General features: G+C 45.5%; 19 protein-coding genes. 11 read left to right on the forward strand and 8 right to left on the reverse strand.

The window, feature by feature from the left end; translation table 11 throughout:
* The first annotated feature begins 231 nt into the window (after positions 1-231).
* Complete coding sequence (locus QUB12_RS01550; protein WP_445300649.1) at positions 232-3,168, forward strand: alpha-mannosidase; 2,937 nt, start codon at positions 232-234, stop codon at positions 3,166-3,168.
* Between the two features lie 127 nt (positions 3,169-3,295).
* Here the strand turns inward: QUB12_RS01550 and QUB12_RS01555 are convergent, their stop codons facing one another.
* Together QUB12_RS01555 and QUB12_RS01560 are read right to left on the reverse strand one after the other, a co-directional pair.
* Entirely contained in the window at positions 3,296-3,883 is a 588-nt protein-coding gene (locus tag QUB12_RS01555; protein ID WP_333140295.1) for a cytochrome b, read from the reverse strand.
* A gap of 255 nt (positions 3,884-4,138) precedes the next feature.
* Positions 4,139-4,276 carry a hypothetical protein gene (locus tag QUB12_RS01560; protein WP_333305164.1) on the reverse strand — a complete coding sequence of 46 codons (138 nt, stop codon included), beginning with the start codon at positions 4,274-4,276 and terminating at the stop codon, positions 4,139-4,141.
* Positions 4,277-4,663: 387 nt separating this feature from the next.
* On the opposite strand from QUB12_RS01560, the gene QUB12_RS01565 reads away from it, so the two are divergent.
* On the forward strand, positions 4,664-8,617 hold the full coding sequence (locus QUB12_RS01565) for a PAS domain S-box protein (RefSeq protein ID WP_333305166.1): 3,954 nt from the start codon (positions 4,664-4,666) through the stop codon (positions 8,615-8,617).
* A gap of 50 nt (positions 8,618-8,667) precedes the next feature.
* Positions 8,668-8,796: a hypothetical protein gene (locus tag QUB12_RS01570; protein ID WP_333140301.1), complete on the forward strand. Its 129-nt coding sequence runs from the start codon at positions 8,668-8,670 to the stop codon at positions 8,794-8,796.
* 243 nt (positions 8,797-9,039) lie between these two features.
* Here QUB12_RS01570 and QUB12_RS01575 read toward each other — a convergent pair whose 3' ends face one another.
* A complete protein-coding gene (locus QUB12_RS01575) occupies positions 9,040-13,491 on the reverse strand; it encodes a tetratricopeptide repeat protein (protein WP_333140304.1) in 4,452 nt (1,483 codons plus the stop codon).
* Positions 13,492-13,705: 214 nt separating this feature from the next.
* Here QUB12_RS01575 and rpiA point away from each other — a divergent pair, with 214 nt between their 5' ends.
* The 3 genes from rpiA (at position 13,706) to QUB12_RS01590 (ending at position 16,953) form a co-directional block, all read left to right on the forward strand.
* Positions 13,706-14,422: a ribose-5-phosphate isomerase RpiA gene (rpiA, locus tag QUB12_RS01580; protein WP_333140306.1), complete on the forward strand. Its 717-nt coding sequence runs from the start codon at positions 13,706-13,708 to the stop codon at positions 14,420-14,422.
* 353 nt (positions 14,423-14,775) lie between these two features.
* Entirely contained in the window at positions 14,776-15,981 is a 1,206-nt protein-coding gene (locus QUB12_RS01585) for an aldo/keto reductase (RefSeq protein ID WP_333305168.1), read from the forward strand.
* Between the two features lie 216 nt (positions 15,982-16,197).
* On the forward strand, positions 16,198-16,953 hold the full coding sequence (locus QUB12_RS01590) for a Fe-Mn family superoxide dismutase (protein ID WP_333140310.1): 756 nt from the start codon (positions 16,198-16,200) through the stop codon (positions 16,951-16,953).
* A 265-nt stretch (positions 16,954-17,218) separates the two neighbouring features.
* Here the strand turns inward: QUB12_RS01590 and rsmG are convergent, their stop codons facing one another.
* Both rsmG and QUB12_RS01600 read right to left on the reverse strand, forming a co-directional pair.
* Positions 17,219-17,962, reverse strand: coding sequence for a 16S rRNA (guanine(527)-N(7))-methyltransferase RsmG (gene rsmG / locus QUB12_RS01595; RefSeq protein ID WP_333305171.1), 744 nt, complete (start codon positions 17,960-17,962; stop codon positions 17,219-17,221).
* Positions 17,963-18,114: 152 nt separating this feature from the next.
* Entirely contained in the window at positions 18,115-18,786 is a 672-nt protein-coding gene (locus QUB12_RS01600) for an energy-coupling factor ABC transporter ATP-binding protein (RefSeq protein ID WP_333053058.1), read from the reverse strand.
* Between the two features lie 444 nt (positions 18,787-19,230).
* Between QUB12_RS01600 and QUB12_RS01605 the strand changes: the two genes are divergently transcribed.
* The 3 genes from QUB12_RS01605 (at position 19,231) to QUB12_RS01615 (ending at position 21,454) form a co-directional block, all read left to right on the forward strand.
* On the forward strand, positions 19,231-20,247 hold the full coding sequence (locus QUB12_RS01605; RefSeq protein ID WP_333305174.1) for a Sll0314/Alr1548 family TPR repeat-containing protein: 1,017 nt from the start codon (positions 19,231-19,233) through the stop codon (positions 20,245-20,247).
* A 128-nt stretch (positions 20,248-20,375) separates the two neighbouring features.
* The gene (locus tag QUB12_RS01610; protein WP_190659407.1) at positions 20,376-20,828 is read left to right on the forward strand and encodes a DUF3531 family protein; all 453 of its coding nucleotides are present in this window, start codon (positions 20,376-20,378) and stop codon (positions 20,826-20,828) included.
* Between the two features lie 179 nt (positions 20,829-21,007).
* Positions 21,008-21,454: an NUDIX hydrolase gene (locus QUB12_RS01615; protein WP_333140319.1), complete on the forward strand. Its 447-nt coding sequence runs from the start codon at positions 21,008-21,010 to the stop codon at positions 21,452-21,454.
* A gap of 150 nt (positions 21,455-21,604) precedes the next feature.
* Here QUB12_RS01615 and QUB12_RS01620 read toward each other — a convergent pair whose 3' ends face one another.
* Positions 21,605-21,970 carry a phage holin family protein gene (locus QUB12_RS01620; RefSeq protein WP_333140429.1) on the reverse strand — a complete coding sequence of 122 codons (366 nt, stop codon included), beginning with the start codon at positions 21,968-21,970 and terminating at the stop codon, positions 21,605-21,607.
* 27 nt (positions 21,971-21,997) lie between these two features.
* A complete protein-coding gene (ychF, locus tag QUB12_RS01625) occupies positions 21,998-23,089 on the reverse strand; it encodes a redox-regulated ATPase YchF (RefSeq protein WP_333105604.1) in 1,092 nt (363 codons plus the stop codon).
* 121 nt (positions 23,090-23,210) lie between these two features.
* Between ychF and QUB12_RS01630 the strand changes: the two genes are divergently transcribed.
* Complete coding sequence (locus tag QUB12_RS01630) at positions 23,211-23,567, forward strand: hypothetical protein (protein ID WP_333305176.1); 357 nt, start codon at positions 23,211-23,213, stop codon at positions 23,565-23,567.
* Between the two features lie 132 nt (positions 23,568-23,699).
* Here QUB12_RS01630 and QUB12_RS01635 read toward each other — a convergent pair whose 3' ends face one another.
* On the reverse strand, positions 23,700-23,948 hold the full coding sequence (locus QUB12_RS01635; RefSeq protein ID WP_332979482.1) for a gamma-aminobutyric acid A receptor, epsilon-like protein: 249 nt from the start codon (positions 23,946-23,948) through the stop codon (positions 23,700-23,702).
* A gap of 579 nt (positions 23,949-24,527) precedes the next feature.
* Between QUB12_RS01635 and QUB12_RS01640 the strand changes: the two genes are divergently transcribed.
* A complete protein-coding gene (locus QUB12_RS01640) occupies positions 24,528-25,589 on the forward strand; it encodes a C39 family peptidase (RefSeq protein ID WP_333140324.1) in 1,062 nt (353 codons plus the stop codon).
* Positions 25,590-25,636 lie beyond the last annotated feature (47 nt).

Raw genomic sequence — 25,636 nt, forward strand, 5'->3', positions numbered from 1 at the left:
GAGGGAACCGCAGAGGGCGCAGAGGCCGCAGAGGGAGGAAGAAGGGAGGAAGTTTCGGAGGTTGGAGAAAATAGCGATGCTACATCTATATATATAGGAGAAAGTGGTGCTCTGACATCTTTTTCTGGGGATTTAGATGAGGGAACCGCAGAGGGCGCAGAGGCCGCAGAGGGAGGAAGAAGGGAGGAAGTTTCGGAGGTTGGAGAAAATAGCGAGGCTACATCTATATATATAGGAGAAAGTGGTGAACTGACATCTTTTTTGGGGGATTTAGATGAGGGAACCGCAGAGGCCGCAGAGGGCGCAGAGGGAGGAAGAAGGGATGAGGTTTTTGATGTGGGAGAAAATAGCAATCCGACATCTATATATATAGGAGAAAGTGGTGAGCTGACATCTATATATACAGGTAAAATCTATTTGGTGGGTCACGCTCATTTAGACTTGGCTTGGCTGTGGCCTGTCCCGGAAACTTGGGAAGCGGCCAAGCGAACTTTTGAGTCGGTATTGAAATTGCAATCGGAGTTTCCCGATTTGATTTTCTGTCATTCTACTCCGGCGCTTTATGCTTGGATGGAAGAACATCGGCCGGACTTATTTGCTGCGGTTAAAAAACAGGTGGCCGTCGGACGTTGGGAAGTTGTCGGCGGGATGTGGGTAGAACCGGATTTAAACTTGATTTCCGCTGAGTCAATGGTGCGGCAAGTTTTTTACGGACAGCTTTATGCAAAAGAAAAATTTGGGGAATTGATGCGGGTGGCTTGGCTACCGGATACTTTCGGTTTTGGGTGGCAATTACCTCAGATTTTGCGGCAAGGTGGAGTTGATTATTTTGTGACGCAAAAGTTGCGGTGGAATGATTCAACGGAATTTCCGCACGGTGCGTTTTGGTGGGAAGGGTTGGACGGTACTAAAATATTTAGTATGATGTCTCCTCCCATTGGTGAAGGCATAGAATCTGTGAAAATGGCAAGTTATGCTTTTGACTGGCAAGTTAAGACTGGTTTGCAAGATGCTCTTTGGTTGCCTGGGGTTGGCGACCACGGCGGTGGCCCGACTCGTGATATGTTGGAGGTGGCGAAACGCTGGAAAATGTCGCCTTTTTTCCCGAAGTTGGAGTTTGCGAAAGCGGTTGATTATTTGTCTTTGATTGAGAGTCAGTTTTTGCCGGAAGTTGCGACAACTACGCCAGAAAGTGATGTTCCCGAATCGGACAATCAGGAGATTTTGCGGGCGCTAGAATTGTCAAACTTGTCGGCAATTTCCGCAACTAAGCCCGAAAGCGATGTTTCTGAATCGGATAATCAGGAGAATTTGCGGGCGCTAGAATTGTCCAACTTGTCGGCAATTTCGGATGCAAATCCTCCCATCTCACAACTCAAAACTCTTCCCGTTTGGAAAGACGAACTTTATTTAGAATTCCACCGGGGTTGCTACACGACTCGCGCCGACCAAAAACGCCAAAACCGCCGCTGCGAAGAATTGCTCTACCAAGCGGAGTTGCTGTCTTCGCTGGCCACTATTTGTACTGGTGCGGTTTATCCGAAATCTGAGTTAGAATCTGCTTGGAAACAAATTTTGTTTAACCAGTTTCACGATATTTTGCCCGGTTCTGCGATCGCCCAAGTTTATGCGGATGCTAATCTAGCTTTTGCTGAGGTCGATCGCACTTGTCGCGAAATCCTGCTAAAATCTTTGGATGCCATCTCGGCTCAAATTTCTCTCCCTTCCCCTCCTGGGCCCGACGCTCAACCAATTTTGATTTTCAATACTCTCAATTGGTCGCGCTCTGAGGTTGTCGCTGTACCGCTTCCCGATGCCGCTGATTCAGCTTGGCAAATTTACGATTTTTCGCGACGGCGACTGGCTTCGCAGATTGTCAGGGGCGATCGACCGCAATCGCACTCTACACTGTTATTTTGGGCAAATAATATCCCCGCCGTTGGCTACCAGGTGTTTTGGCTGTGTCGCGAAGACGCTCAAACTGTGGATAATGCGTCCGCGAGTCCAGAAACTGAAAAAAAGACAGAGTTATCGAAACTTACATACGGTATAGCACAAAAAAACACACCTTGTCAAGAAACGCATTTTGCAACCGCAGAAATGGTGTTAGAAAATGAATTTATTCGGGCAACAGTAGACGGCAAAACCGGGGATTTATCCAGCATTTGGGATAAAGTAAATAACCGAGAAGTCCTGAATGCAGCCGGTGGCAATCAACTGCAAGCATTTCAAGACAGCGGCCAATATTGGGATGCTTGGAACATTGACCCAAATTATGAAAAACATCAACTACCAGCGCCGATACTCAAAGATATTTGTTGGGTAGAGGAGGGGGAATTACGGCAGAGTTTGCGCGTAGTCCGACAAATTGGCAAGTCGGAGTTTTGCCAAGATTATATAGTAGAAGTAGGTTCGCCGCTGCTAAAAATCAAGACAGTGACAGATTGGCAAGAAAAGCACGTTTTAGTAAAAGCAGCCTTTGGGTTAAATGTAGAAGCAGATTTTGTAACTTGCGAAATTCCCGGCGGTGCGATTCAGCGCACAACCAAGCCGCAAACACCCGCCGAAAAAGCCAAATGGGAAGTGCCGATTTTGCGCTGGACTGATATCAGCAATGATGGTTTTGGAGTGAGTTTGCTCAATGATTGCAAATACGGTTGCGACCTTCAACCAAATCAAATTCGGCTGACTTTGCTTCGGGGCTCGACTTGGCCGGATGAACAAGCAGATGTAGGAGTTTCCGAATTTACTTGTGCCGTCTATCCCCATGCTGGAAATTGGCAGGATGCCGGCACAGTTCGACAGGGGTACGAGTTGAATTTACCGCTGCTAGTAAAGGTGTTACCCAAGTTAGAGGAAAATGGCCACAAGACTCTGCCGACAGTTGGCAAGTTTTTGGATTTGTCCGCCGAAAATTTAGTGTTGATGGCTTTCAAACAATCGGAAGACGATTCTAATGTGTGGATTTTGCGGTGTTACGAGTGTCATGGTGAAGAGGCGAAGTTGGAATTAAAGAGCGATTTGGGTTTGGCGATTAGTCACCCCGTCGATTTATTAGAACAACCCATAAATTTGCCCCAGAAGTTAGATGATGGGACAAGTTTCACAATATCACCGTGGAAAATAGCGAGTTTTGCAGTCAATTTATCATTACCAATTCAGATATAGCGGTTCTCAAGCGTGGTGAGGTATGCCCTATGCCCTATGCCCTATGCCCTATGCCCTATGCCCTATGCCCTATGCCCATGAGTACCTCCTATGAGAGCTCGAAAGGCTATAGTACCCCATCGCAAATTTATCCCACCTTTTGAGACTTTGGGAACTTAGTGCTAACAAAATTTGTCAACCTACGCCAATTAGCTCTCACAACTTTCTTCTGCTCTAAAATATGCAAAATTACGAACGCTAAAAATGTGTACGCCAGCCAAAAATGCAAACTCCTTCCCAGATCAACCATTGCGGAATTCTGCGGAAACACATCCGGCAAAACAATGCCGAAAAATTTCACATTGTTACTTTTGAAAGAGTTAGAAAAAAAGAAACCACTAACCGGAACTAGCCACATAAAAACGTACAAACTTGCGTGCAGAGCAAAATTTTTGTACCATTCCTTTGTAAACTTTGGCAGGCGTTTCGTATATTTTTTCCACCATACCCGGAGGAGAGTTAAAATCCGCCAAGTCAGCAAAGCCATTGTCAGCACGGCTACGGATTTGTGAAAATCGTACAGGGGGCCTCGAATAAACAATTCTCTCGGCAATTGAGCCATAAACGTACCGGTAATAAACAGCACTAAATAGCAAGCTGACATTACCCAGTGTAAGGACATCAGTTGTTTGAACGCAGAATTAAGTCTGGGTTTCGCAGCGGGTTGGATACTCACTTTTTCTTACCTCCTTAGCGTTTGCTGCACAAGATTAAGTATAAACTATAGGACTAAAGCTCGTGGCCGATTGTGCATTATAAGATTTACTTAACTTAAGTATTATAAATATTTATTAAACAGTCTAATTAATTAGATTCACGATCGTCAATCGATTTTAGATTTTAGATTTTAGATTTTAGAGGCGACCCCACGGATAAATGCTCTTTCTTGAGAATTTTCGATTTTCGATTTTGGATTGATTCCACGGATAAATCACGTGGCGGATACCACATGAAGAAATTCTTGGTCATTCCCAACACAAAACATCGTACTGGGGTCGATCGCCTCCCAAGCAGTTTTCAGGTCGAGTATCCCCAAAGCCACCGCACTCATCTCACCCGATAATTGCAACCGTCGCCCGGTTCATCCGCAGCCCCGGCCAATATCCCAAACCGAATCCGAAGTAGGTCAGTCCCAATACTAGGTATTTGAGTGTTATCGTATATACTTAAAATCAGTGATTGCCGGTTTTTTTTATTGTCTAGGATGCTAAAAGTACAGACTGGGTAATTGCAGCTAAACCTGCTGGCATTGCAACTAGCGGGAAATATCGTCGGCCGACCGTGTACCAGCTACAAACAAACACAGTGGTTGCATTGGGAAGCGAAAATCAGGGTGCTGGACAAGTGGTAATTTTGTTACAAGTTGTAACTTTTTTCAAACAACAGGTTTAATTTAGTTTCACAAAAAAGTTAAATTCCAGAAAGTAAAATTAATTACAGTCGAGTTAAGCTAAAAGTGTTTGCTAAAAAAAGTAATTCAAGCAACCCCGAAACCAACTATTCTCACTTGCTCGACACCGACGGCAACTTCGCGACAGCCAAACTTTCGTGCAGCCAACAAGTCGAACAAGATTGGTATGGAACTCTCTACGAGAATTTTCCGGGCATTTACTTCGTTCTAGACGCTTTGGGAAGAGTTTTTTCGCTCAATCAATTCGGCGCGTCTCGCCTTGCCTACAAATCGCAGGAATTAATTTGTCATTCAATTTTTAACATATTTTACTGCCAAGAGCAAGGCAAAATGCAGGCAGAATTTGCCGGATTGGCCCAGCCGGAAAACGGTACGCCCACTCCAAAAATTGCCTATTGGGAAGGCTGCTTGACTTGCAAAGACGGCAAGATTATTAGAGTAAAAGCAACCGCGCGCCCAATGCCGACGGTAGATTGGAAAATAGAGGAAAATACTAATGGTCGTTCAATGGCGAATTTCCAACGGCCGGCTATACTGTTAGTTTGCGAAGAAATTAAGGCTGCTTCGCAGTCACCCAGGTCGCCCAACCAGAGAGCAAATTGGCGCAGTCCAACTTTAGCGATCGCAAAATTAGCCAAAAGTCAACTTAAAGAACGCCACAATATAGAAGGCTTCATCCGCGAAGTAACAGAAACCGCTGTTAGTATTGTCAACTGCGATCGAGCCAGTATTTGGCTGTATGGCGAAGACAAAACGCAGCTTCACTGCATCGACCTTTACGAACAAAATACTAAACTCCATTCCGTACAAATCATCATCACAGCAGCCGACTGTCCGGCATATTTTCAAGCTTTAAAATCTGCCAGTGCGATCGCTACTGTGGCAGCAGAAAATGACCCGAGAACGCGAGAACTTGTCAGTCTTTATTTGCTCGATCGGGGCACGACTTCCCTGTTAAGCGTACCGATTGTGCTAGCAGGTAAAATGGCGGGAATAGTCAGCGTTGAACGCCAGGGTTCCGACGGTGATTGGACGGAAGAAGAACACGAATTTACGCAAATATTAGCAGATTTTGTATCCTCAAGTTTGTCAGCTAGCGAAAAGTTAAAATTAGAAGCATTGCGACACGAACAGCAGCAAAACTTGCTGACGCAATACTACGATCAACTCGAACAAAGAGTAGAAAGACGCACTGCTGAACTCAAAAAAGCTAACCAAAAACTGCAAAAAGAAATAATAAAAAGAAAAGAAGCAGAAGCCGAACTACGCCTGCAGCAACAAGAACAGCAAATTATTTTTGATTCCGTGCCGGCGATGATTTGGCTCAAAGATACCGAAAGTCGCCTGCTGCGAATTAATCAAGCCGCCGCTGCATCGAGAGGTTTGCCTGCTGCTCAATTAGAAGGTAAATCTTTTTATGAAATATATCCTGACGAAGCAGAGCAATATTATTTAGAAGATTTGGAAGTAATCAATTCTGGCGTTCCCAAACAGGGGCAAGTCGAACTATTACCAACAGCATCGGGTCAAAAATGCTGGGTGCGGACAGATAAAATACCTTACCGCGATGAAACAGGTAAAGTCGCTGGCGTAATCGTGTTTGCAGTAGATATTACTGATTTAATTAGAGTCGAAAAAGAACTGCGAGAATATCGCGATCGCCTCGCACAAAAAGTCGAGAAACGTACTGCTATGTACAGGCAAGCCATGACCGCTTTGTACTCGGCAAATACGCAATTGCAACAGTTAATTAACAACAGCTATTCGGCCGGCGAAAATGGCAGCAGCCAGCCAGCAGCGCGCTTGCTCGAATGCGAAGCTTATTTTGAAGCAGTTGCTGTGGCTGACCGCGACACAATTTTGAGCGTCAGCAGCAATTTTGCCCAACTTTTCGGTTACGAACCTGCGGAAATGGCGGGAATGAGCTTGCTGGAACTACTGTCGCCCAAATCATACAAACAGGCGTCGCAAATGATTTCTGCAGCCAGCAATACAGTCTGTGAAACTATTTTTCTCAAGCGAGATGGAACTGCTTTTCCTGCTGACGTTCGCAGCAAATTCGTATTTTGGGAAGGTCGTTTAGTACAGGTGAAAGCAGTCCGAGACCTCACGGAACGCAAATTGACCGCAGCAGAATTAGAGCGATCGCGGTCTCTGCTGCACGCTACCTTAGAAGCAACGGCAGACGGCATTCTCGCCGTTACTACCGCCGGAGAAATGATTAGTTATAACGAAAAGTTAGTCCAAATGTGGGGAATTTATGAAGAAGTTAGAAACTCAATGGATAGAACTGTGCGGCTGGCATTCCTCACTAAGCAAGTTAAAGATCCGAGGGCTTTTTTGCAGAGAGTTAAAGAATTTTATAGTGATGCGGAGTCGGAAGGTTGCGATATTCTAGAATTTAAAGACGGCCGCACTTTTGAGCGCTATACGCAGCCAATTAGAGTCGGACAAAATATTATTGGCAGGGTGTGGCGCTTCCGCGATATTACCTCTCGCGAAAAGGTAACGGCAATGTTGGGAGATTCTCAAAGGCGCTTTCGGGCAATTTTTGATTCTTCTTTCCAATTTGTCAGCTTATTGAAACCCGACGGCACTCTGCTGGAAGCTAACCAAACTTCTCTGGATTTTGCGGGAATTAAGCTACGGGATGTTGCCAATAAACCGTTTTGGCTTTTGCCTTGGTGGGGAGATTCTCAGGAAGTTCGCCAACAGTTGCAAGAGGCGATTTCTCGATCGGCAAAAGGCGAATTTGTCCGCTATGAAGTGGAAGTTCAAGGTGTAAATCGGACGGCAACTGTTGATTTTTCTCTCAAACCGGTCGCGGATGAAACTGGCAAAATAGTATTGTTGCTGCCGGAAGGTCGGGACATTACTGAAAGTAAGCAAGCCCAAGTCGCGCTGCGACAACAAATAGAACGGGAACGTTTGATCGCACAGATTCAATCGCGCATCCGTTCTTCTCTGGATCTCCAAGATATTCTCAACACTACAGTAGCGGAAGTGCGGGAGTTTTTGGTAACAGATCGCGTGCTGGTTTTCCGCTTCCGACCCGACTGGAACGGAGATGTGGTGGTGGAGTCGGTTGCAGAAGGATGGATGCCACTCAAGGGGATGGGAATTGAGGATTGCTGTTTTGCCACTACTTACATCGGACAGTATTTAAAGGGTCGCATTCGCGCCATAGAGGATATTCATGCTTCTAATTTGAGCGAGTGTCACCTTAATTTTTTGGAGACTTGTCAGGTGAAGGCAAATTTGGTAGTGCCGATTGTCCAGCAGGGAATAGAACCGAGGGAAGGTAACAGCTCTTGTCAAGTGCCGAAGTTGTGGGGTTTGCTGATTGCCCACCACTGTTCGGCACCCCGCCAGTGGCAGCAGTTTGATGTGGATTTGCTGAGTCAGTTGGGGACTCAAGTGGCGATCGCGATCGAACAATCTTTACTTTACCAGCAGTTAGCTGCGGCCAACCAGCGGTTGGACGGGTTAGCGAATTTGGACAGTCTGACTCAACTAGCTAACCGCCGCCGTTTTGACGAGGTGATCAATCGAGAATGGGAACAGTCGAGCTCTTTGGAACCGCTATCTTTGATTCTGTGCGACATTGACTGTTTTAAACTTTACAACGACAATTACGGCCACCAAGCCGGGGATGCTTGTTTGCAGCAAGTGGCGCGGGCGATCGGGGAGGCTTGCACAAACGCACCCGCAGAACGCCTTTATTTGGCTGCTAGGTACGGCGGCGAGGAATTTGCGGTAATTTTGCCAAATACGGATGTCGTGGCTGCACAGGCGGTTGCGGAGGGAATCCGCAGCCGCGTCAAAGCCTTGGCAATTCCCCACATTAAGTCTGTTGTCAGTGATTCTGTGACTCTCAGCTTGGGAGTTGCGACCGTTTCGCAAAGTCAAAATTCCCCAAAAATGTTGATTGAAGCTGCGGATAAGGCATTGTATCGAGCTAAGTCGGGCGGGCGCGATCGAGTGGCGATTAGTGAGTAATCAGGTTATTTTTGATTTTTGATTTTTGATTTTTGATTTGGGAATTACTGATGAAGCTGCTGGTTGGGAGCTTGTCTACAGTTGCATTCTTGTTTGAAACTGGTATTACTAAAAAAACGATCGCCCTAACTGGCATAAAGTTAGTGCGATCGCGGTACTATGAATCAGCTATGTATTAATCAGACTCGGCGCAGAATTTTTACGCATTTTCACGGATTTTTTTACAAAACTTTACTGGGCGTTGGGTAAAAATATCCAGAAATCGTTTTTCTCTACCTGATATCTCTTTTTTTATTGAACCGCAGAGGGCGCAGAGGGCACAGAGGAAGAGAAGAGAGTAAGAAAGGAGTTCACTAATGATGAGGGATTGCTATGCCAATGCCCAATGCCCAATGCCCAATGCCCAATGCCCAATGCCCCACCTATTTAGCTAACAGTTTTTGAAACACTTCATACATATCCTCAGCCAACTTTTTAGGATTCCACAAAGGTGCGAGATGTTCTGGCTGCTTAGATTTTACTAAATGCTCTTTCACCGCATTTCTGAAACCCGTATCGCGGCCAAACTTAACTCCCCACTGCGTGTATTCCTCCCAACTCCACGCCGCACCAACATCAAGATTTGCACTTTTCAGAAAAGCGTAACCCATCCGCGAAAGATATTGGTCGCCCGATCGAGTTACCACTGGCAAATTCGCCCACAAAGCCTCTAAATTGTGAGTCCCGCCGTTGTAAGGATAGGAATCTAAAAGCACGTCGGCTACATAATAAATAGCCCGATGTTCTTCTTCACTTCGGGTTTGCCCTATAAACTTAATCCGAGCAAAATCTACTCCCTGAATTTCGCATTCTTGGCGGTAAGTGCTGTGAATAACATCGGGGTCGCCTTGACCTTTGCGGATTAACACACTATCTGGTACTTCCTTCAGAATTGTAACTTGAGCTCGTACCATTTCTGGATTGGTTTTTCTCCCTGGCGCAACGCACAGATAAGTCATTTGATCTAAGCCAATTCCGAGAGCATTTCTAATCGCCTCTCGATTCACAGGAATGCTTTGCAGTGCGCCAATTGCTACCGAACCACCAGGCAATCTTACTAACTGTTCTAAGTAATTTTTTTCAACACCAGGGGGGTGAGTGTGTTCGTCGCACAGAAAGTAGTGATTATCTGAAATGTAGGGTGCGTCGAATCCCAGCCAAGAAACGCAAATTCCCGCAGGATATTGATACAGCACTTCGACATTTGTTGGGACTGTCATCGAGTCTAAGTCTATCAAAACATCCAAGTTGTCTTGCGCTACTTCGGCGAAGATTTCACCGCCATCAGCAAAGCCGTTTGGATATTTTTTAGGCCAGTAAAACTTGCCCGCCATGTCTTCAAACCGCTGCGTAACCTCATCTCGGTGGAGTTTCCCGGTGACGTAAAGGTGAACGTGGGGGGTGATGTGGCTTAATTCGCGAATTAAAGCTTCGCTGCACCAGCCTACTGAGTGGCGGCGAAAGTGTTTGGAAAGGAAGCCGATTTTTAAAGGACGCTGTTCTTTTGTTTGGTACTTGGCTAGGTTGCTTCTGTTAATTTCCTGGCGCTTAGGAACGGCTTTTTGGTAGTATTCTTTGGCAATGAGTCTGTAGAAACTGGCATTCTTTTCGCGGTTGTCTCGCAGGTGAGAAACTGCAAACAGGAAGATTTCGTAGAGCAGTTTTAGTTCGATCCCGCTAAAGGTTTCGACCTTTTCGTAGCAGAGTTTTTCGATTTCTTCGAGTTTCTGAATTGCCTGTTTGCTGACACCTGATTGCAGGTAGGAAAAGACGTAGGCTGTAGCTGACATGACTGGGGCGACATCGCCGCAGTTTTCGCAGTATTTGTCGGCTACGCTGCGGGCTCCGGCGAGGTTGGTGGAATGGCTTAGCAAGTCGCACAGTTGTTGGTAGGCTTCGCTAAATTTGGGGTTGCATTCGATCGCCTTTTCAAAATGGGCGATCGCCTCCAACGGCTTATCTTGTTTTTGAATGTGTCCCATCCGGCAGTAAACCTCTGCCCAATTCGGTTTTAATGCCAAAGCTTGCTGATAGCTGGCTACAGCTTCTTCCAGCCGCCCCTGCATGGAAAAACAATTGCCGAGGTTAGCGTGAACTTCCGGCCAGTCGGGCTTAACTTTCAGAGTGTTTTGATAATTAGTAATCGCTTCATCGTACTTGTTTTGCTGTAAAAAAGAGTTGGCTATATTGAAGTGCAAAACTTCTAAATGTGGCTTTAAAGCTACAGCTTTCTGATAGTAAGCGATGGCGGCGTCGAGATTTCCTTGTTGCGATCGCGCGCTGCCGATGTTACCGTAAGCTTCGGCCCAATCCGGTTTAATGGCGAGCGCTTTTTCGTAGCATTCGATGGCTTCGTCGCGCTTTCCTTGGCCCAAAAGTCGATTACCTAAGTTAAAGTGGAAGTCTGCACCGACTAGCTGCGGGTTGAGTTCGGATGTTCTTTTAAAACAGGCGATCGCTGCTTCGATGTTGCCGTGTTGGTGATATACTTTCCCTAAATTCCAGTGAGCTCCCGCTAAATCGGGACTCAGGGCGATGGCTTGCTGGTAATGGGCGATCGCTTCTTCCAAACGCCCCATTTTGAAATACATACTGCCGATATTGGCGCGCACTTCCGCAAAATTTGGCTGCAATACTAGGGCTTGAGAATACGATCGAATTGCAGCTTCAGTTTTGCCTCCTGCTTGCAAGGCATTGCCTAAAGTGACGTAAGCGTAGATGAAATCCGGTCGAATTTTTAGCGCTTGCTGACAAGCTGCGATCGCCTCTTTAATTTTACCTTGAACTAAAAAGTTTTCTGCGAGTTTATTGTACGGTTCTACTTCTTGAAAATTGGCAACTTGTCCGCTATCTGGAACATTGAGCGAGGTAACTTCTTCGGAAAGTTCAGCGGGGTTGGTAAACGGAGTATTTAAAGTCTGAGTGGTGGGCGCTGCCGGCAAATTGATACTCGAAGGCTGCAAGCCGTAGCCTTCATCTTTGTTGACAGATACTGGTTGCGATTCCCCTGATTCTGTTTCTAATTCGATAAAGTTGCTGTCAGTAGTTTGCCGCTCTTTTTGTGCGATTAAACTCGCTAATTTCTCAGCAGCGCTGGCATCTCCCGGTTGCAGATGCAGCACTTTTTGATAGCAACTAATTGCTGCATCTAAGTTTCCTTGCTGCTGCAAAACGCTGCCCAGCATCATATTTACCGAAGACAATTGAGGATTAATTACCAGAGCTTTTTGGTAATAACTGGCAGCCTCTTCCAATTGCCCTAACTTGTAATACATACTGCCGAGATTCGCGCTAGCTTCGGCAAATTCCGGCTGAATTTTTAAAGCTTGCAAGTAAGCTTGAATTGCCATTTCCAGTTTGTCTTGACTGTGCAGGGCATTGCCCATTGTCAAGTAAGCAGGAGCAAAAGTGGGTTGAAATTGAAGAGCGACATTACAAGAGGCGATCGCCTTTTCAAATTCTCCTTGCAAAACATAAACTTCCGCCAACTTTTTATGAACTTCTGCATCTCCTGGATTAAACTCTAAAGCTTTCTGATAATTCTCGATAGCGCCACCGAGATCACCCTGATCTTTCCGCCAATTTCCCTTTTGAAAATAATCTCTCACTGCCTCTAAACCTACTAAAGAATTCCCGATCATTTGCTCTGCCACTCTTACAGGTTTTACACTAATACTATTCAGCCATTCTACCCACTTTCGGGAACGTACAGACCAAGTACACCCTTGATTTATATATTCTACCTGCTGTCTTAAATGATTTTCAGCAGTGGCGCTGCCCGCACCCAGGTTCTCATTTAAAACTCCGACTATCGCCTCTAAAAACCGCCTTGTATATCCCTCCCAATCTGCGTTGCCCGCCCGCTTCCAATTAGTTATCGATGCAAAATTTTCCACGCCTGACATTGAAACTAGACGGGCAAAGCCAGCAGTTGTTTCCGGCAAAGCTGCCAATTCACTCGTCACAATCCGGCAACCGCAGGCCATCGCCTCCATCACGGCAATAGATGAGGTTTCCAAATAGGTATTCGGGTAAGCTAAAACCGCCACTGAACGCAGTTGCCGGACGAGTTCGGGTTGCGGTACGGAACCGACGTACTCCACGCCTTCTGTTTCCTGACACTGGCGGTAAAGTTGACCGAAAAAAAGCTGGTTATCATTGTCGTCTATTTGGTGTACTTTCATGCTTGAAAATACTTTTAATCTGGTTCCGGGGACAGCTTGACGAATTTCGGGAAAGACTTTTAACAAAATATCGAGTCCGCGAAATGGAGTGCTGGTGTAAGCTAGAATGGGCGGTCGAGATTTATGAGAGAGGATAGAAATATTATCGTCGAAAATGTTAGCAAAACAAGGTGCGATCGCATTTCTTAAAACACAACTGCGATTAGAGTCAATCCCAAAGCGCCGATGAAATTGCTCGCGCTGCCAGTCGCTGACAAATACAAAGGCATCGCAAGCATTGATTTCTCGCTCATTCTTAAAATTTTCGAGGAATACAAAGCCCGGTTCGTTATGAATCCACAAAATTAACTTAGTTCGATGCCCCAAAAGCGGTTTGATTTCCAGCGCTTTGCCGACTATATTGACTATAACTAAAAAATCGAGCGATCGCAGCAATTCTAAATTAGATTTGTCCCCCACCCTGCGCCTGCAATCAACGCCGCGCCACATCCCCGACTCGGAAGTATTGTTGAGCAAAAATACCTCATTTCCCTGTGCAGCCAACGCCTCAGCTAAGTAACAAATAGCCGACTGAGTGCCACCCAAAGGTTTGCAGTAAGGAGTTTCAATATTGTAATCCCAAGTGTAGGTATCGAGAAAGCCGATTTTCATTGTGGCAATTATCCACCGATTTGTGAACTAGATTTTTTTTATTTAACCGCAGAGGACGCAGAGGGCGCAGAGAAAAAAGAGAGAAGTTCCCACTTGAAATAATTTGCGAGTTCCCTCTCTTCTTCTTCTTCCTCTCTGCGTTCTCTGCGCTCTCTGCGGTTAAATAAATCCATAATAAATGGTATAATCTTAAAACTATTAAGGAGTACCGAACATGACCACAGAACAAGATCCCGTAAAATTGATGAAACAGCAAGTCGGCTTTGCTGCAGCCGATCGCGTAAAATCTGGTATGATTGTCGGACTCGGCACCGGGTCAACTACAGCTTATACTATTCAAGCATTGGGCGATCGCATAAAATCCGGTCAACTCAAAGACATCAAAGGAGTTCCGACATCTTTTCAATCAGAAGTGTTAGCCAAACAGTACGGAGTACCCCTGACAACACTAGATGAAATTGACAGAATTGATGTGGCTATTGACGGCGCTGATGAAGTAGATCCCCACCTCAACTTAATTAAAGGTGGCGGCGCAGCCCACACCCGCGAAAAAGTAGTCGATTACCTCGCCACTCAATTTATTGTAGTAGTTGACAGTTCCAAAATCGTAGATAAATTGGGTTCGACTTTTCGCGTGCCCATCGAAGTTATACCGATGGCATTAACACCAGTGATGCGCGCCATTGAAAAATTGGGTGGCCAACCCGAACTCCGCATGGGTGTGAAAAAAGCAGGCCCCGTAATTACCGATCAAGGTAATATGGTAATAGATGTCAAATTTGATGACATTGCCAACCCCGGAGAAATGGAAAAAAGCTTGAATAACATTCCCGGTGTGTTAGAAAATGGTTTGTTTGTAGACTGTACCGATTTGGTTTTAGTCGGGGAAATCCAAGACGGAAAACCCGTAGTACGGGAGATTTCTAAATAGTCAAAACTGCCCACTGGCGGTCAAAAACTCTTTGTGGAACAGGCATCTTGCCTGTTCAGGAGAATGCTGCAATATGGGAGTTAAGCTGTAGGGCATCTAAATTGTATTTTTAGGGCGGGCTTTCTGGTCCAACCCCTACTCCCCACAAGACTTTTCTTAAATTTGACTATACAATTTAAATGCACTTGGGCTTACCTTGACTTTGATTGTCAAAATTCAGGGGTTTAAACTCCTGTATGACGGAGGAATATTTTTAGGGTGGTTTATAAATCTCCATCCTAAAAACCACGCGATTCATCTGTCAACTGTCAACTGTCAACTGTCAACTGTCAACTGTCAACTGTCAACTGTTTATGATGCAATATCGCAGATTCGGTCGCACAGAATTATCCATGCCCGTCTTTTCCTGCGGTGGCATGAGATATCAGTATAAATGGCAAGACGTGCCAGCCAATGAAATTCCCTCAGACAATCAACAAAATCTAGAAGCGACGATTAGCTACTCGATTGAATGTGGCATAAATCACATAGAAACAGCTCGCGGTTACGGCACTTCCGAAATGCAACTGGGGTGGATTTTCCCGAAATTTCCCCGCGAAAAGTTGATAGTGCAAACGAAAGTTAGCCCCAAACCACACTCGCAAGACTTCCGCGAAGACTTTGATAAATCCTTAGCTTATTTGCAACTAGAATACGTGGATTTACTGTCGCTGCACGGCATTAATACGTGGGAATTGCTAGAGGATTCTATGCGTCCGGGCGGCTGCATGGATGTGGCGAGAAAGTTGCAAGCAGAAGGGAAAGTTAGGTTTATTGGTTTTTCCACTCACGGCCCGACGGATGTGATTGTCAAAACAATTGAAACTAATCAATTTGATTATCTTAACTTGCACTGGTACTACATCAATCAAAGTAATTGGCCAGCTATTGAAGCTGCTAAACGTCACGATATGGGCGTTTTTATTATCAGTCCTTCCGACAAAGGCGGTCAACTTTACAGCCCGCCGCAAAAATTGGTAGACTTGTGTTCTCCGTTGAGTCCGATGGTGTTTAATGATTTGTTTTGTTTGTCGCATCCGCAAGTACACACTTTGAGTTTGGGCGCAGCAAAACCTGAAGATTTTAACGAGCATCTGAAAACTGTAGAATTGTTAGATAGAGCCGATGAAATATTGCCACCGATATTAGAAAAATTAGAAAAAGCAGCAATTGATAAATTAGGAGAAGATTGGTTTAAGACTTGGCACGTCGGTTTACCAACTATCGAAAATACTCCCGGAGGTATTAATATTTATGTGATTCTGTGGCTGTGGAATTTGGCGCAGGCTTACGATACGATCGACTATTGCAAGATGCGCTACAACCTTTTAGGTAATGCGGGCCACTGGTTCCCCGGCCAAAAAGCCGTAGCTTGCGGGGCGGAACGCCATCGCCTCCATGAATTAGACTTGCGCCGCTGCCTAGCCCACAGTCCCCACGCTGCTAAAATTCCCGGTATTCTCCAAGCAGCCGATCGGCTTTTTGGAGGCGAAGCCATCCAGCGTTTGTCCCAAGAATAATCGCAAAAAAACCCGGTTTCGACAGAGAAACCGGGTTGGTTAGCCGGAGCACGCGAGATTTACTTACGCACACACCATTAGCGTAGACTTGAGAAACTCTCACAACCATCGCCCATCCGTCTCATCCATTCGGGCGATACAACTTTTTTTCTCAACTCACTCCCATTTTGCTTCAATCTGAGATAAAACAGTTAATAATTCACTTAGGTACTTTTTATGACTCTCAAACGCCGAGATTTCTTGTATTTGCTGACTGCCAGCGTCGGAGCTATTACCGGAGGTGCTTGCCAAGCATCAGGGAATAATTTAACGCAACCAAGTCCAACTGCAGAAAGCCCAAAAATAGCCCAAACTCCGGGGCCTTTTACACTGCCACCTCTGCCCTACGAATACAATGCTTTAGAACCGCACATCGATGCGCGGACAATGCAATTTCACCACGACAAACACCACGCCGCTTACATTAAAAACCTCAACGAGGCTATCAGCAAATACCCGCAACTAAAAAACGTGAGTGCGGAAAATATGCTGCGAGACTTGAGTAAAGTGCCGGAAGATATTCGCACGGCTGTTCGCAATAACGGCGGCGCACACTTAAATCACAATATGTATTGGAAAATCATGAGTCCCAATGGTGGTGGCGAACCCACAGGGGAAATTGCCACAGCAATTAAGCAAACTTTCGGCAGTTTTGACGCTTTTAAAGAAAAATTCAATGATGCAGGTACAAAGCGTTTTGGCAGTGGTTGGGTTTGGCTAGTCCGCACAAAAGCCGGCAAACTTGAGATTGCAACTACTCCCAATCAAGACACTCCTTTCATGCAGGGAAATTATCCAATTATGGGCAACGATGTTTGGGAACACGCTTATTATCTCAAATACCAAAATTTGCGCGGCGACTATTTGAAAGCCTGGTGGAATGTGGTTAACTGGGCGGAAATTAACCAGCGCTACGAAAAGGCGATCGGGTAGTTTTCAATTAGATGAAATAAAGCAGACGGCGCCGTGCCCTTCTTCGTGTCAACTTAAGACTGAAACCCCTGAGAAATCTCGCTTTTAGCCCAGTCTCGATCCCCCTAAATCCCCCTTAATAAGGGGAGTAGGGGTTGACTTTGAGAATATTTCTTGTCCCCCCCTCCGGCGGGGGGTTAGGGGGGATCGGGACCTAATCGGTAGACGGTATACTAATACTACTTTTGACATTAAGTTGACACTAACGGGCAGTGCCGTGTCCCTACTAGCGCACGGGACGCTCGAACTGCTGTACAACTTTCCGCAAGTAAACGCAGTGCCGCGCCCCCTGACTCGTCGGCGTTGTGAATGCTTCTACTGACTCAACTGTGCCGCCCAAATGCTCGATCGCCCTTTGCAACTCCGTCTCTTCCTCCACCGTCCAATTTCCACGGTAAAGTACAGCCAAACCGCCATTTTTCAGCAGAGGCAGCGCGCATTTAGCGCAGAGAGGAGCGGCTCCCACTGCTCGGAGAACGGCTAAATCGTAAGCTTGTTTGTGCTGTGGCACTCTGGCAATTTCATCTGATCTGCCCAACAAAGTCGCAGCATTTTCTATCCCTAAAGACGGCACAACTGTTTCCAAAAAAGTAATTTTTTTGCGCGTAGAATCGAGCAAAGTAACTGATAGTTGCGGCAGGGCGATCGCGATCGGCAGACCCGGAAAACCCCCACCAGTCCCAATGTCGATCGCTTTCTGCACCGACTCGGCGGCAAATTCGGGATTTTCCGCCGAATTGTGATTAGCTGGCAGCAGTTTCGCAATTCCTCGCAGAGAATCCCACAAATGTTTTTCCCAAAACTCCCTCGGCTCAGTAATTCGAGTTAAATTCAAGGAGCGATTTCCCTCGACAATTAACTCATAAAGTCGCTGAAATTGTTGTTGCTGCGACTCATCCGGCTGCCAATTCAGCGTTTTTTGCCACAACTCATTCATCTGGGGCAACACAGGCATTGTAATCTGATTCATCTTCTATTCCCACTCTTTTGTAAGCTCTGCAAATTCTCTGCACTTAAAAATGCTTCATAATGCGATATACCCGCCGCACTAACGAATGACTAATGACTAATGACTAATGACTAATGACTAATGACTAATGACTAATGACTAATGACTAATGACTAATGACTAACAAAACTCGTTTCCTTAGCTTCTAATTTAGCCCGATCGACCTCCTGCAAATCCCCGTGGTTTAGAGTCCAAAATTTATCGGCTACACTCAACAAATCGCTAGCATCGTGAGTAACAATCAACAAAGTCCAGTGACTTTTCAACTTACTCAACAAGCTTACCAACTGCCGCCGCATCGACCAATCCAAACCCGCCGTCGGTTCGTCCAAAAGTAGCAAATGCGGCTGCCGAATTAGCTGCACCGCCAGGGCTACCCTGCGCTGTTGTCCGCCGCTTAAAGCGTGGGGGGAAGCGCGCAGCGGCAAATGTCCGAGCCCCACTTCTGCCATTGCTGAGTTAATTTGTTCTTGTCCCAATTCAGGATGCCCCAACCGCAATTCTTCTAAAATTGTGCCTCCGCAAAAATGCCTTTCTGGAAACTGGAATACTAACCCTCCTAACTGTTGCAAGTGTTCTGGTGTTAATTCTTGTTCCCGCCAACGGATGTCGCCGCTAGTTTTTTCGGCTAAACCTGCTAATATTTCTAATAGCGTACTTTTGCCTGAACCGCTGCGACCCACAATCAGCCCCATTTGCTGCGATGGCAGTTCTAAGTTAATATTTTTCAGAATAGGATTCGGACAGGCGGTAGGATGATATACTAAGTTTTTTAGATAAAGCATTAACGGCAGTTGTTAGTTGGCAGTTGGTAGTTGGCAGTTGGTAGTTGGCAGTTGGTAGTTGGCAGTTGTTAACACTCAACAGTCTACAGTTAACACTCAGAAAAATAGTTATTGTTGGATCGGGGAACTTCGGGTTGTGCTATTGATAGTTAAGGCTGTTTTTGGTTGGGGCCGCTAGCCCACAATTATTTTACATAAATCTTAACAAAAATTTTCTTTTTTTTTCAGGATTGGTGTTTGCTTTTTGAGTTTTTTGATGGTATATTTTAATAATGGAAATCTGTGCGTCTATATACTGAAAGTCACACTCCCATTATTAAAATATACCGCAACAGCTAGAAAAAATCAAGCAAATTTCACTCTTTTTTTGACCGCGGCCCGATAGTCTGAGAATTTAACTCTCTTGTTTCTAGTTTACAGTATATTCCATTGAGAGAATTGACGATGACGAAAAACCCTTTAGCATCGGTGGGCAAGCAAATGTTAAGTTCTAAACAGACAGTGCGGGCGATCGCCAGTGCAGCAGCGATCGCCCTCAGCATCTGCATTAACTCAGCAGTAGCGGGCGATCCCTTTCGCAGCAGCAACCCGCAGGCGATCGGGCCCAACACCGAAACCGCTTTCAAAACAATGTTTCAGCAAGGAAACTACAAACAAGCAAAAACTCAAGTTCAACAAGCACTATCAGCCGAACCAAACGAGCCGCTAGCCTATGCGATGGCCGCATCCCTATCCTACATCGAAAAAGACTTCAACTCGATGAATTCCTACGCGCAAAAAACCCGCGAAGTCGGCGAAAACTTGACTAAAACTAATCCCTTGCGCGGCAATATTTACACAGCAGCCGGTCACTTTCTAGAAGGGGCGAACATTATAGCCAAAGAAGGAACAGCCAAAGGCGCACCCCAAGCTTTGAGTAAATTGCGAGTAGTATTTCAATACCTAGAGGCCGCCGACAAAATAGCGCCCAACGACCCAGAACTAAACCTGATCAAAGGCTACATGGACTTAATGCTAGCCACAAACCTGCCCTTTTCCAACCCCAACGAAGCAATTCAAAGACTCGAACAAAAAGCCTCTCCCCGCTACTTAGCTTATCGCGGCATGGCAGTAGGCTATCGAGACTTGAAAAAGTACGATCGCGCTTTAGAGTTTGCCAACAAATCCCTAGCAGAAACGCCCAACAATCCAGAAGTTCTCTATCTAAAAGCACAAATCTTGTTTTCCCAATCCCAGGGAAAAGACAGCAACAAAACCTTACTTGAGGAAGCCCGCAAAAACTTCGAGGCAGCCTTAGCAAAACCCGACCAACTGCCGCGCAGTTTAGTAGCCGAAATCTTCTTTCAGCAGTGCAGAACCCGGAACCGTCTCGACAGCAAATCTCGCGACTGCGACCCGATGCGCGATAAAATCAGAGATGCAGATGGAGTCTGGGGGCCGGCGGCCTTACCACCACTATAAAAAGAGTCAGAGGGAAAGTCAGAAGTCAGGAGTCAGGAGGAAACTTTTCCCTGTCTCCCTATCTCCCACTTTTCCTCTCTCCTGCAATCCAATTCCTGCAATTCCATTCCCTTTCTTTGATAAAATTGATGCAAGTAGAGTTTCGCGAGTTTAACCCCTTTGACCTCTGGATTTGGCTGAAGTTCAGCAACGTGCCTTCAAACGGTGAAAAACAGTATGTTGAAGAAGTGTTTGACTCTTGGTTTTTCTTGGGAAAACTGGGAGGATTTAATGCGGAAAATTTGCAAGTTCAAGATGAAGGCTTAGACATCAGTGATATGAATTACGATGTTAATCTAGCCGACCAAAGCATGATGGCTTTGATGCACAATATGGGAGAAATGGAGTATCAAGGTTCTTGGGCTCGCTGCTGGTTTGATTTAGGTACTAGCGATGCAATTGGGCTCGACGTTTTGATTAATGTTTTCCAGCAACTCAGTAAAGAATTCGTAACGATTGAAAAACTAATTATCGGCGGTGAAAATATAGACTGGCCAATTGAAAATAGGAGGAGCAGAGAGGGTTTTGCTGCTGATAATTAGTCATTAGTGATTACTCATTAGGGGCGGATTCTACTCGTTACTAGGCTCTGCCTGGTAACACATATCCGGAGGCTCTGCCTCCTATGAAAGCTGCTCCGAAAGCGAGGCAGAGCCTCTGGACATTGATTCCTAGGCAGAGCCTAGGAACCAGTTAACTGATAACTAATGACTGATGACTAATGACTGATGGCTATATTATGCAAGGTAAAATTCGGGTCATTGTTTTAGGATTGATTCGATCTGGCGATCGCATCTTCGTGTCCGAATGCGAAGATCCGGTAAAACAAGAAACATTCTACCGCGCTTTGGGCGGTGGCATAGAATTTGGAGAACACAGCATCGACGCTTTGCGAAGAGAGTTTCAAGAAGAAATTCAAGCCGAGTTAACAAATATCAAATATTTGGCTTGTTTAGAAAACTTGTTTGTTTATAATGGCAAAGCCGGACATGAATTAATACAACTATACCAGTGCGATTTTGTCGATTCCAAATTTTATGAATTGGATAGTCTGGATTTTGCAGACGGAGATGGGGAACATACTGCATTTTGGATGCCGATCGAGCGATTTCGATCGGGCGAATTGCGCCTAGTTCCCGACAAATTTATCGACTACTGTGAAGGCTAATAACTCAACCCATACCAAAAAATAAATACCTGATATGGGAGAATTACACCTAAAATATTTGCCGTCGGGGCGGGTTTCACCTGAAATATTGGCGATAACTAACAGGATGAATAAACCCGCCCCTTCCTTCCGCCCGCGCGTTACCTTGATCTACCGTACATTTGGCAGCTTATCCAACACGTCATAGAGAAGAGAGTTAATAAAACCGAGGGCGATCGCCCCCAGCAAAGCACTCCAAATTCCCCACCGCAACCGAAATCCTTCGACTAGCCAAGCCGCCAATCCAAACATAGCAGCGTTGATAACAATCGCAAACAAGCTATAAGTTGGCAACGCAAAGGGTTCAACATTTCCAACAAAAATAGGCCGCACAAAAGCATTCAGCAATCCAAAAACCGCCGCCGAAATCATCGCTTTTCCAAAACTGTCAATATCTACCCCGATGGGCAGCTTGGAAATTATAAAAAAGCTCACTGAAGTTACCACCCAAGCAATTGCCAGCGAAAAGATGTCGATTTTCATGTGGCAATCTCCTTAAAAAAGCTAAACATTAAATCGGAACAACAGCACATCCCCCTCTTGTACAACATACTCTTTTCCTTCACTGCGAACTAAGCCTTTTTCCTTAGCCGCATTCATCGCGCCCGTAGCAACCAAATCTTCATAGGCTACAGTTTCGGCCCGGATAAAACCCCGTTCAAAATCCGAGTGAATAACCCCTGCAGCTTGCGGTGCTAACATTCCCGCGATAATCGTCCAAGCGCGAGTTTCTTTCGGGCCGCTAGTAAAATAAGTCCGCAAACCCAATAATTCGTAAGTAGCTCGAATCAGAGATTTCAAGCCACCTTCTTTTACCCCCAGAGATTCTAGGAAATCCGTTCGTTCTTCCTCAGATAACTCCACCAATTCTGACTCAACTTGCGCCGAAACTATGACAACCTTAGCATTTTCTGCTTCTGCTACTTCCCGCACTTGTTCGACATAGCTATTTCCCGTTGCTAAATCGTCATCCGATACGTTAGCAGCATAGATAATTGGTTTGTTGGTCAGTAATTCCAAACCTTTAACTAATTGAGCTTCTTCATCTGTGAAATTGTACTGCCGCGCCGGTTTCCCCGCATTCAAAACCGCGACTAATTTTTCGAGTACATCCACTTCGGCCTGAGCTTCCTTATTGTTGCGGGCTAGCTTGCGAGTGCGATCGAGCCTGCGTTCAATTTGAGCTAAGTCTGCTAGAATTAATTCGAGATTGATAATGTCAATATCTCGCTGGGGATCGACAGAACCCGCAACGTGAATAATATCGTCATTGTCAAAACAGCGGACAACGTGGACGATCGCATCCACAGCCCGGATGTGAGACAAAAACTGATTTCCCAGTCCTTCTCCCTGACTCGCCCCCTTTACTAAACCCGCAATATCCACAAATTCCATCCGCGTCGGCACAGTTTGCGCGGAATTGCAAATATTGCTCAGCACCTTCAACCGTTCGTCTGGCACTGCCACGATACCCGTATTTGGCTCGATCGTACAGAAAGGAAAATTAGCAGCAGTCGCCTTGGCATTAGCAACCAGAGCATTAAACAAAGTAGATTTGCCAACATTAGGCAGTCCGACAATTCCGGCAGTAAGCATAGCTATTTAGAAACATATCACTGTTTCAAAATATCATAAGTATCAGCAATATATCTGACGTGTGTGTTCTAACTTCCACAGCTAAGCTTGAATAAATATCTAACTTGAGGTAGATGGCTAAATGCTTAACAAGTGGTTAAGCAAAGTAACGATCGCTGCGGGGCTGTCGCTGCCTCTGTTAGGGCTCACAGCAGCTAGCGTTTTCGCTGAGATGCTCAAAATTTCGGTGATTAACAACAGCGGCAAGACGATGACAGCCGTTTATATGTCTCCTCCCCATAAGGATACTTGGGGAGAAAACGAGCTAGATGCCCCCATTGCCGATCGGGGAAAGGCAGATTTTAAGTGGGATCAAGCTGACTACGGCGGCTCGGATGCGGGCTGTATTTTCGATGTCAGGGCCGAATACTCGGACGGCAAATCCACTGATTTGGGTGCTGTTGACCTTTGTAAAGAGAATGCGCTCAACTTCAATTAATTGATAATTTAGGCAAAAACCGAGTTTTTTCAAGTCTGATATTCCACAAAAATATTGGGGACTTTGGAGAAACCGGTTCTTGCGATCGGCCTGACAAACAATCTTAAATTTCGCGATCGACTAAAACATAATTTACACCGGTTCAGGGATTGTCTGAGGAATAGGTTCCGGCACTGTTTGAGGAATTGGAGAGGGTACAGTTTCCGGCACCGGTTCGGGAATTGGCTGGGGAATTGGCGCAGGTACCGGTTCCGGTACAAGGCCGGGAATCGGTTCGGGTACGGGGCCCGGCACTGGTGGCGATGCGGGTATAGTCGGCAGCCCCGGTTCGGTACTGGGAATCTGGGGGCCTGGAAACGGACTAGGGTTGGGAAAAATCACGGCAATTCTATTAATAACTCGATACAATCAGCGTAGATAAAAAACTAAAAATACGACATCTATCTAAATAGTGAAAATTTGTTTTAAGTGGAATTTAGCTGCATTTTATATCGGCTGTTTGGAGTAGATGACAGCAACCGGGTTTATTTGTATTTGATTTTTTATGCTGACGGAATGCAATTTGGGCACAGGCCCCCGGTACAGGCCGTGAACCCTTGAAAAAAGCGTAGCGTACTCATCACGTGCGATCGCTACAGCCCGTGGGAGCAATTCTAAAATCTCAAATCTCAAATCTCAAATCGCCCAATCGATCGCCCTCCGAAAAGCCTTGCCAGCCTGTGGTTTTGCACGACACCTAGCCAAAAGTACAGGTTCTGTCCTGTACTTACGGCCAGTGGCGAGCTGGCCTTTTGGCTAATTTAAGACTCAACTAAAAGCTAGGAACTTTTTGGGAATTATTCTCCTACTATTAAACCTACGCTGTCACAGATTTTTAGGATTAAGCAAAAAGTTTCTCCCAATCCAAATCTGTTTCGGTCTATGCAACAAGGAAACCCGAGGCATAAAGGGGCATAAAAAATGCATCTCCAAGATTTTGTCGAGACAAATATCAAATACGATGTCAGCAAAATAGTAGCCGATCGAGAGTTAAGCCTGGAAATCCAAGAGCTTCTGATCGCTCAAGGGCTACTCTCTCCCACAGTAGAAGATATCTTTGGCCCTGTTTCTATTGCTGTTTTAAAACGCTTCCAAAAACTAAATCGCTGCTATGAACCAGGATTTTTGGGAAAACGAACAGCTACCGAACTCCTCGAAGTTGATAAAGTAGCAACGCGAGGAGCGGAAGGGGTTCCCTCAATTCAGGTTAAAATTATCCAAGATACTCTCCTTAAAAATAAACCGTTGCAATCCGATGCTTTATTGCCGGCAGAAAAACACAATCTCAAAGTCGGCGTCACCCTCAGAGTTGCATCATTTGAAGTTGAGCGCGGTCATTTAAAAATCACCTTAGCTGATACTCCTGTTGAGAATACTTGGACTGGATATATTTTTGGAGAACACGCCGAAGTTTTTGAAGGCACTACCAGAATTTATCCAAAACGCGATGAAGTTAAATTGCCGGTTCCTTACAAATCTCAGAGAGATAATGAAATGAACCCTGATGGTTCTTGCAATGTTACTTCAATAGCGATGTGTTTGGAGTATCTAAAGATTCCTCGTCGGCACAGTGAGGGGCAGTTTGAGGATGAGCTTTACAACTATGCCTTAGATCAAGGATTAAGCCGGCATAGTGGTTACGATCTAGCTCAAATTGTGCGCGACTATGGAGCGAAAGATAACTACAGTGAAACGGCCACCATTGAACAAGTTACAGATTGGTTAGCGAGTGGAAACCCAGCAGTTGTACATGGCTATTTTACTTATCCAGAAGGTCACATCGTTGTCTTCGTTGGCTATGACAGCACAGGCTTCATTGTTCACGATCCTTATGGGGAATGGTTCGCCGATGGATACGAGCGCAATGAACCCGACGGAAACGATGAAAAGGGTAAATTCCTGCATTACTCCTACGGAATGATTAAAGATACCTGCATCCCCCCCGATGGAAGGTTTTGGGTACATTTTATTTCCCGCTCGTGAGAGTTGGTGTCATTTTTCCATTTCCTAGAATCGTTAATAGCTAGAAA

Origin of the sequence: Microcoleus sp. B7-D4 (assembly GCF_036705125.1) — a bacterium.
GTDB lineage: Bacteria > Cyanobacteriota > Cyanobacteriia > Cyanobacteriales > Microcoleaceae > Microcoleus.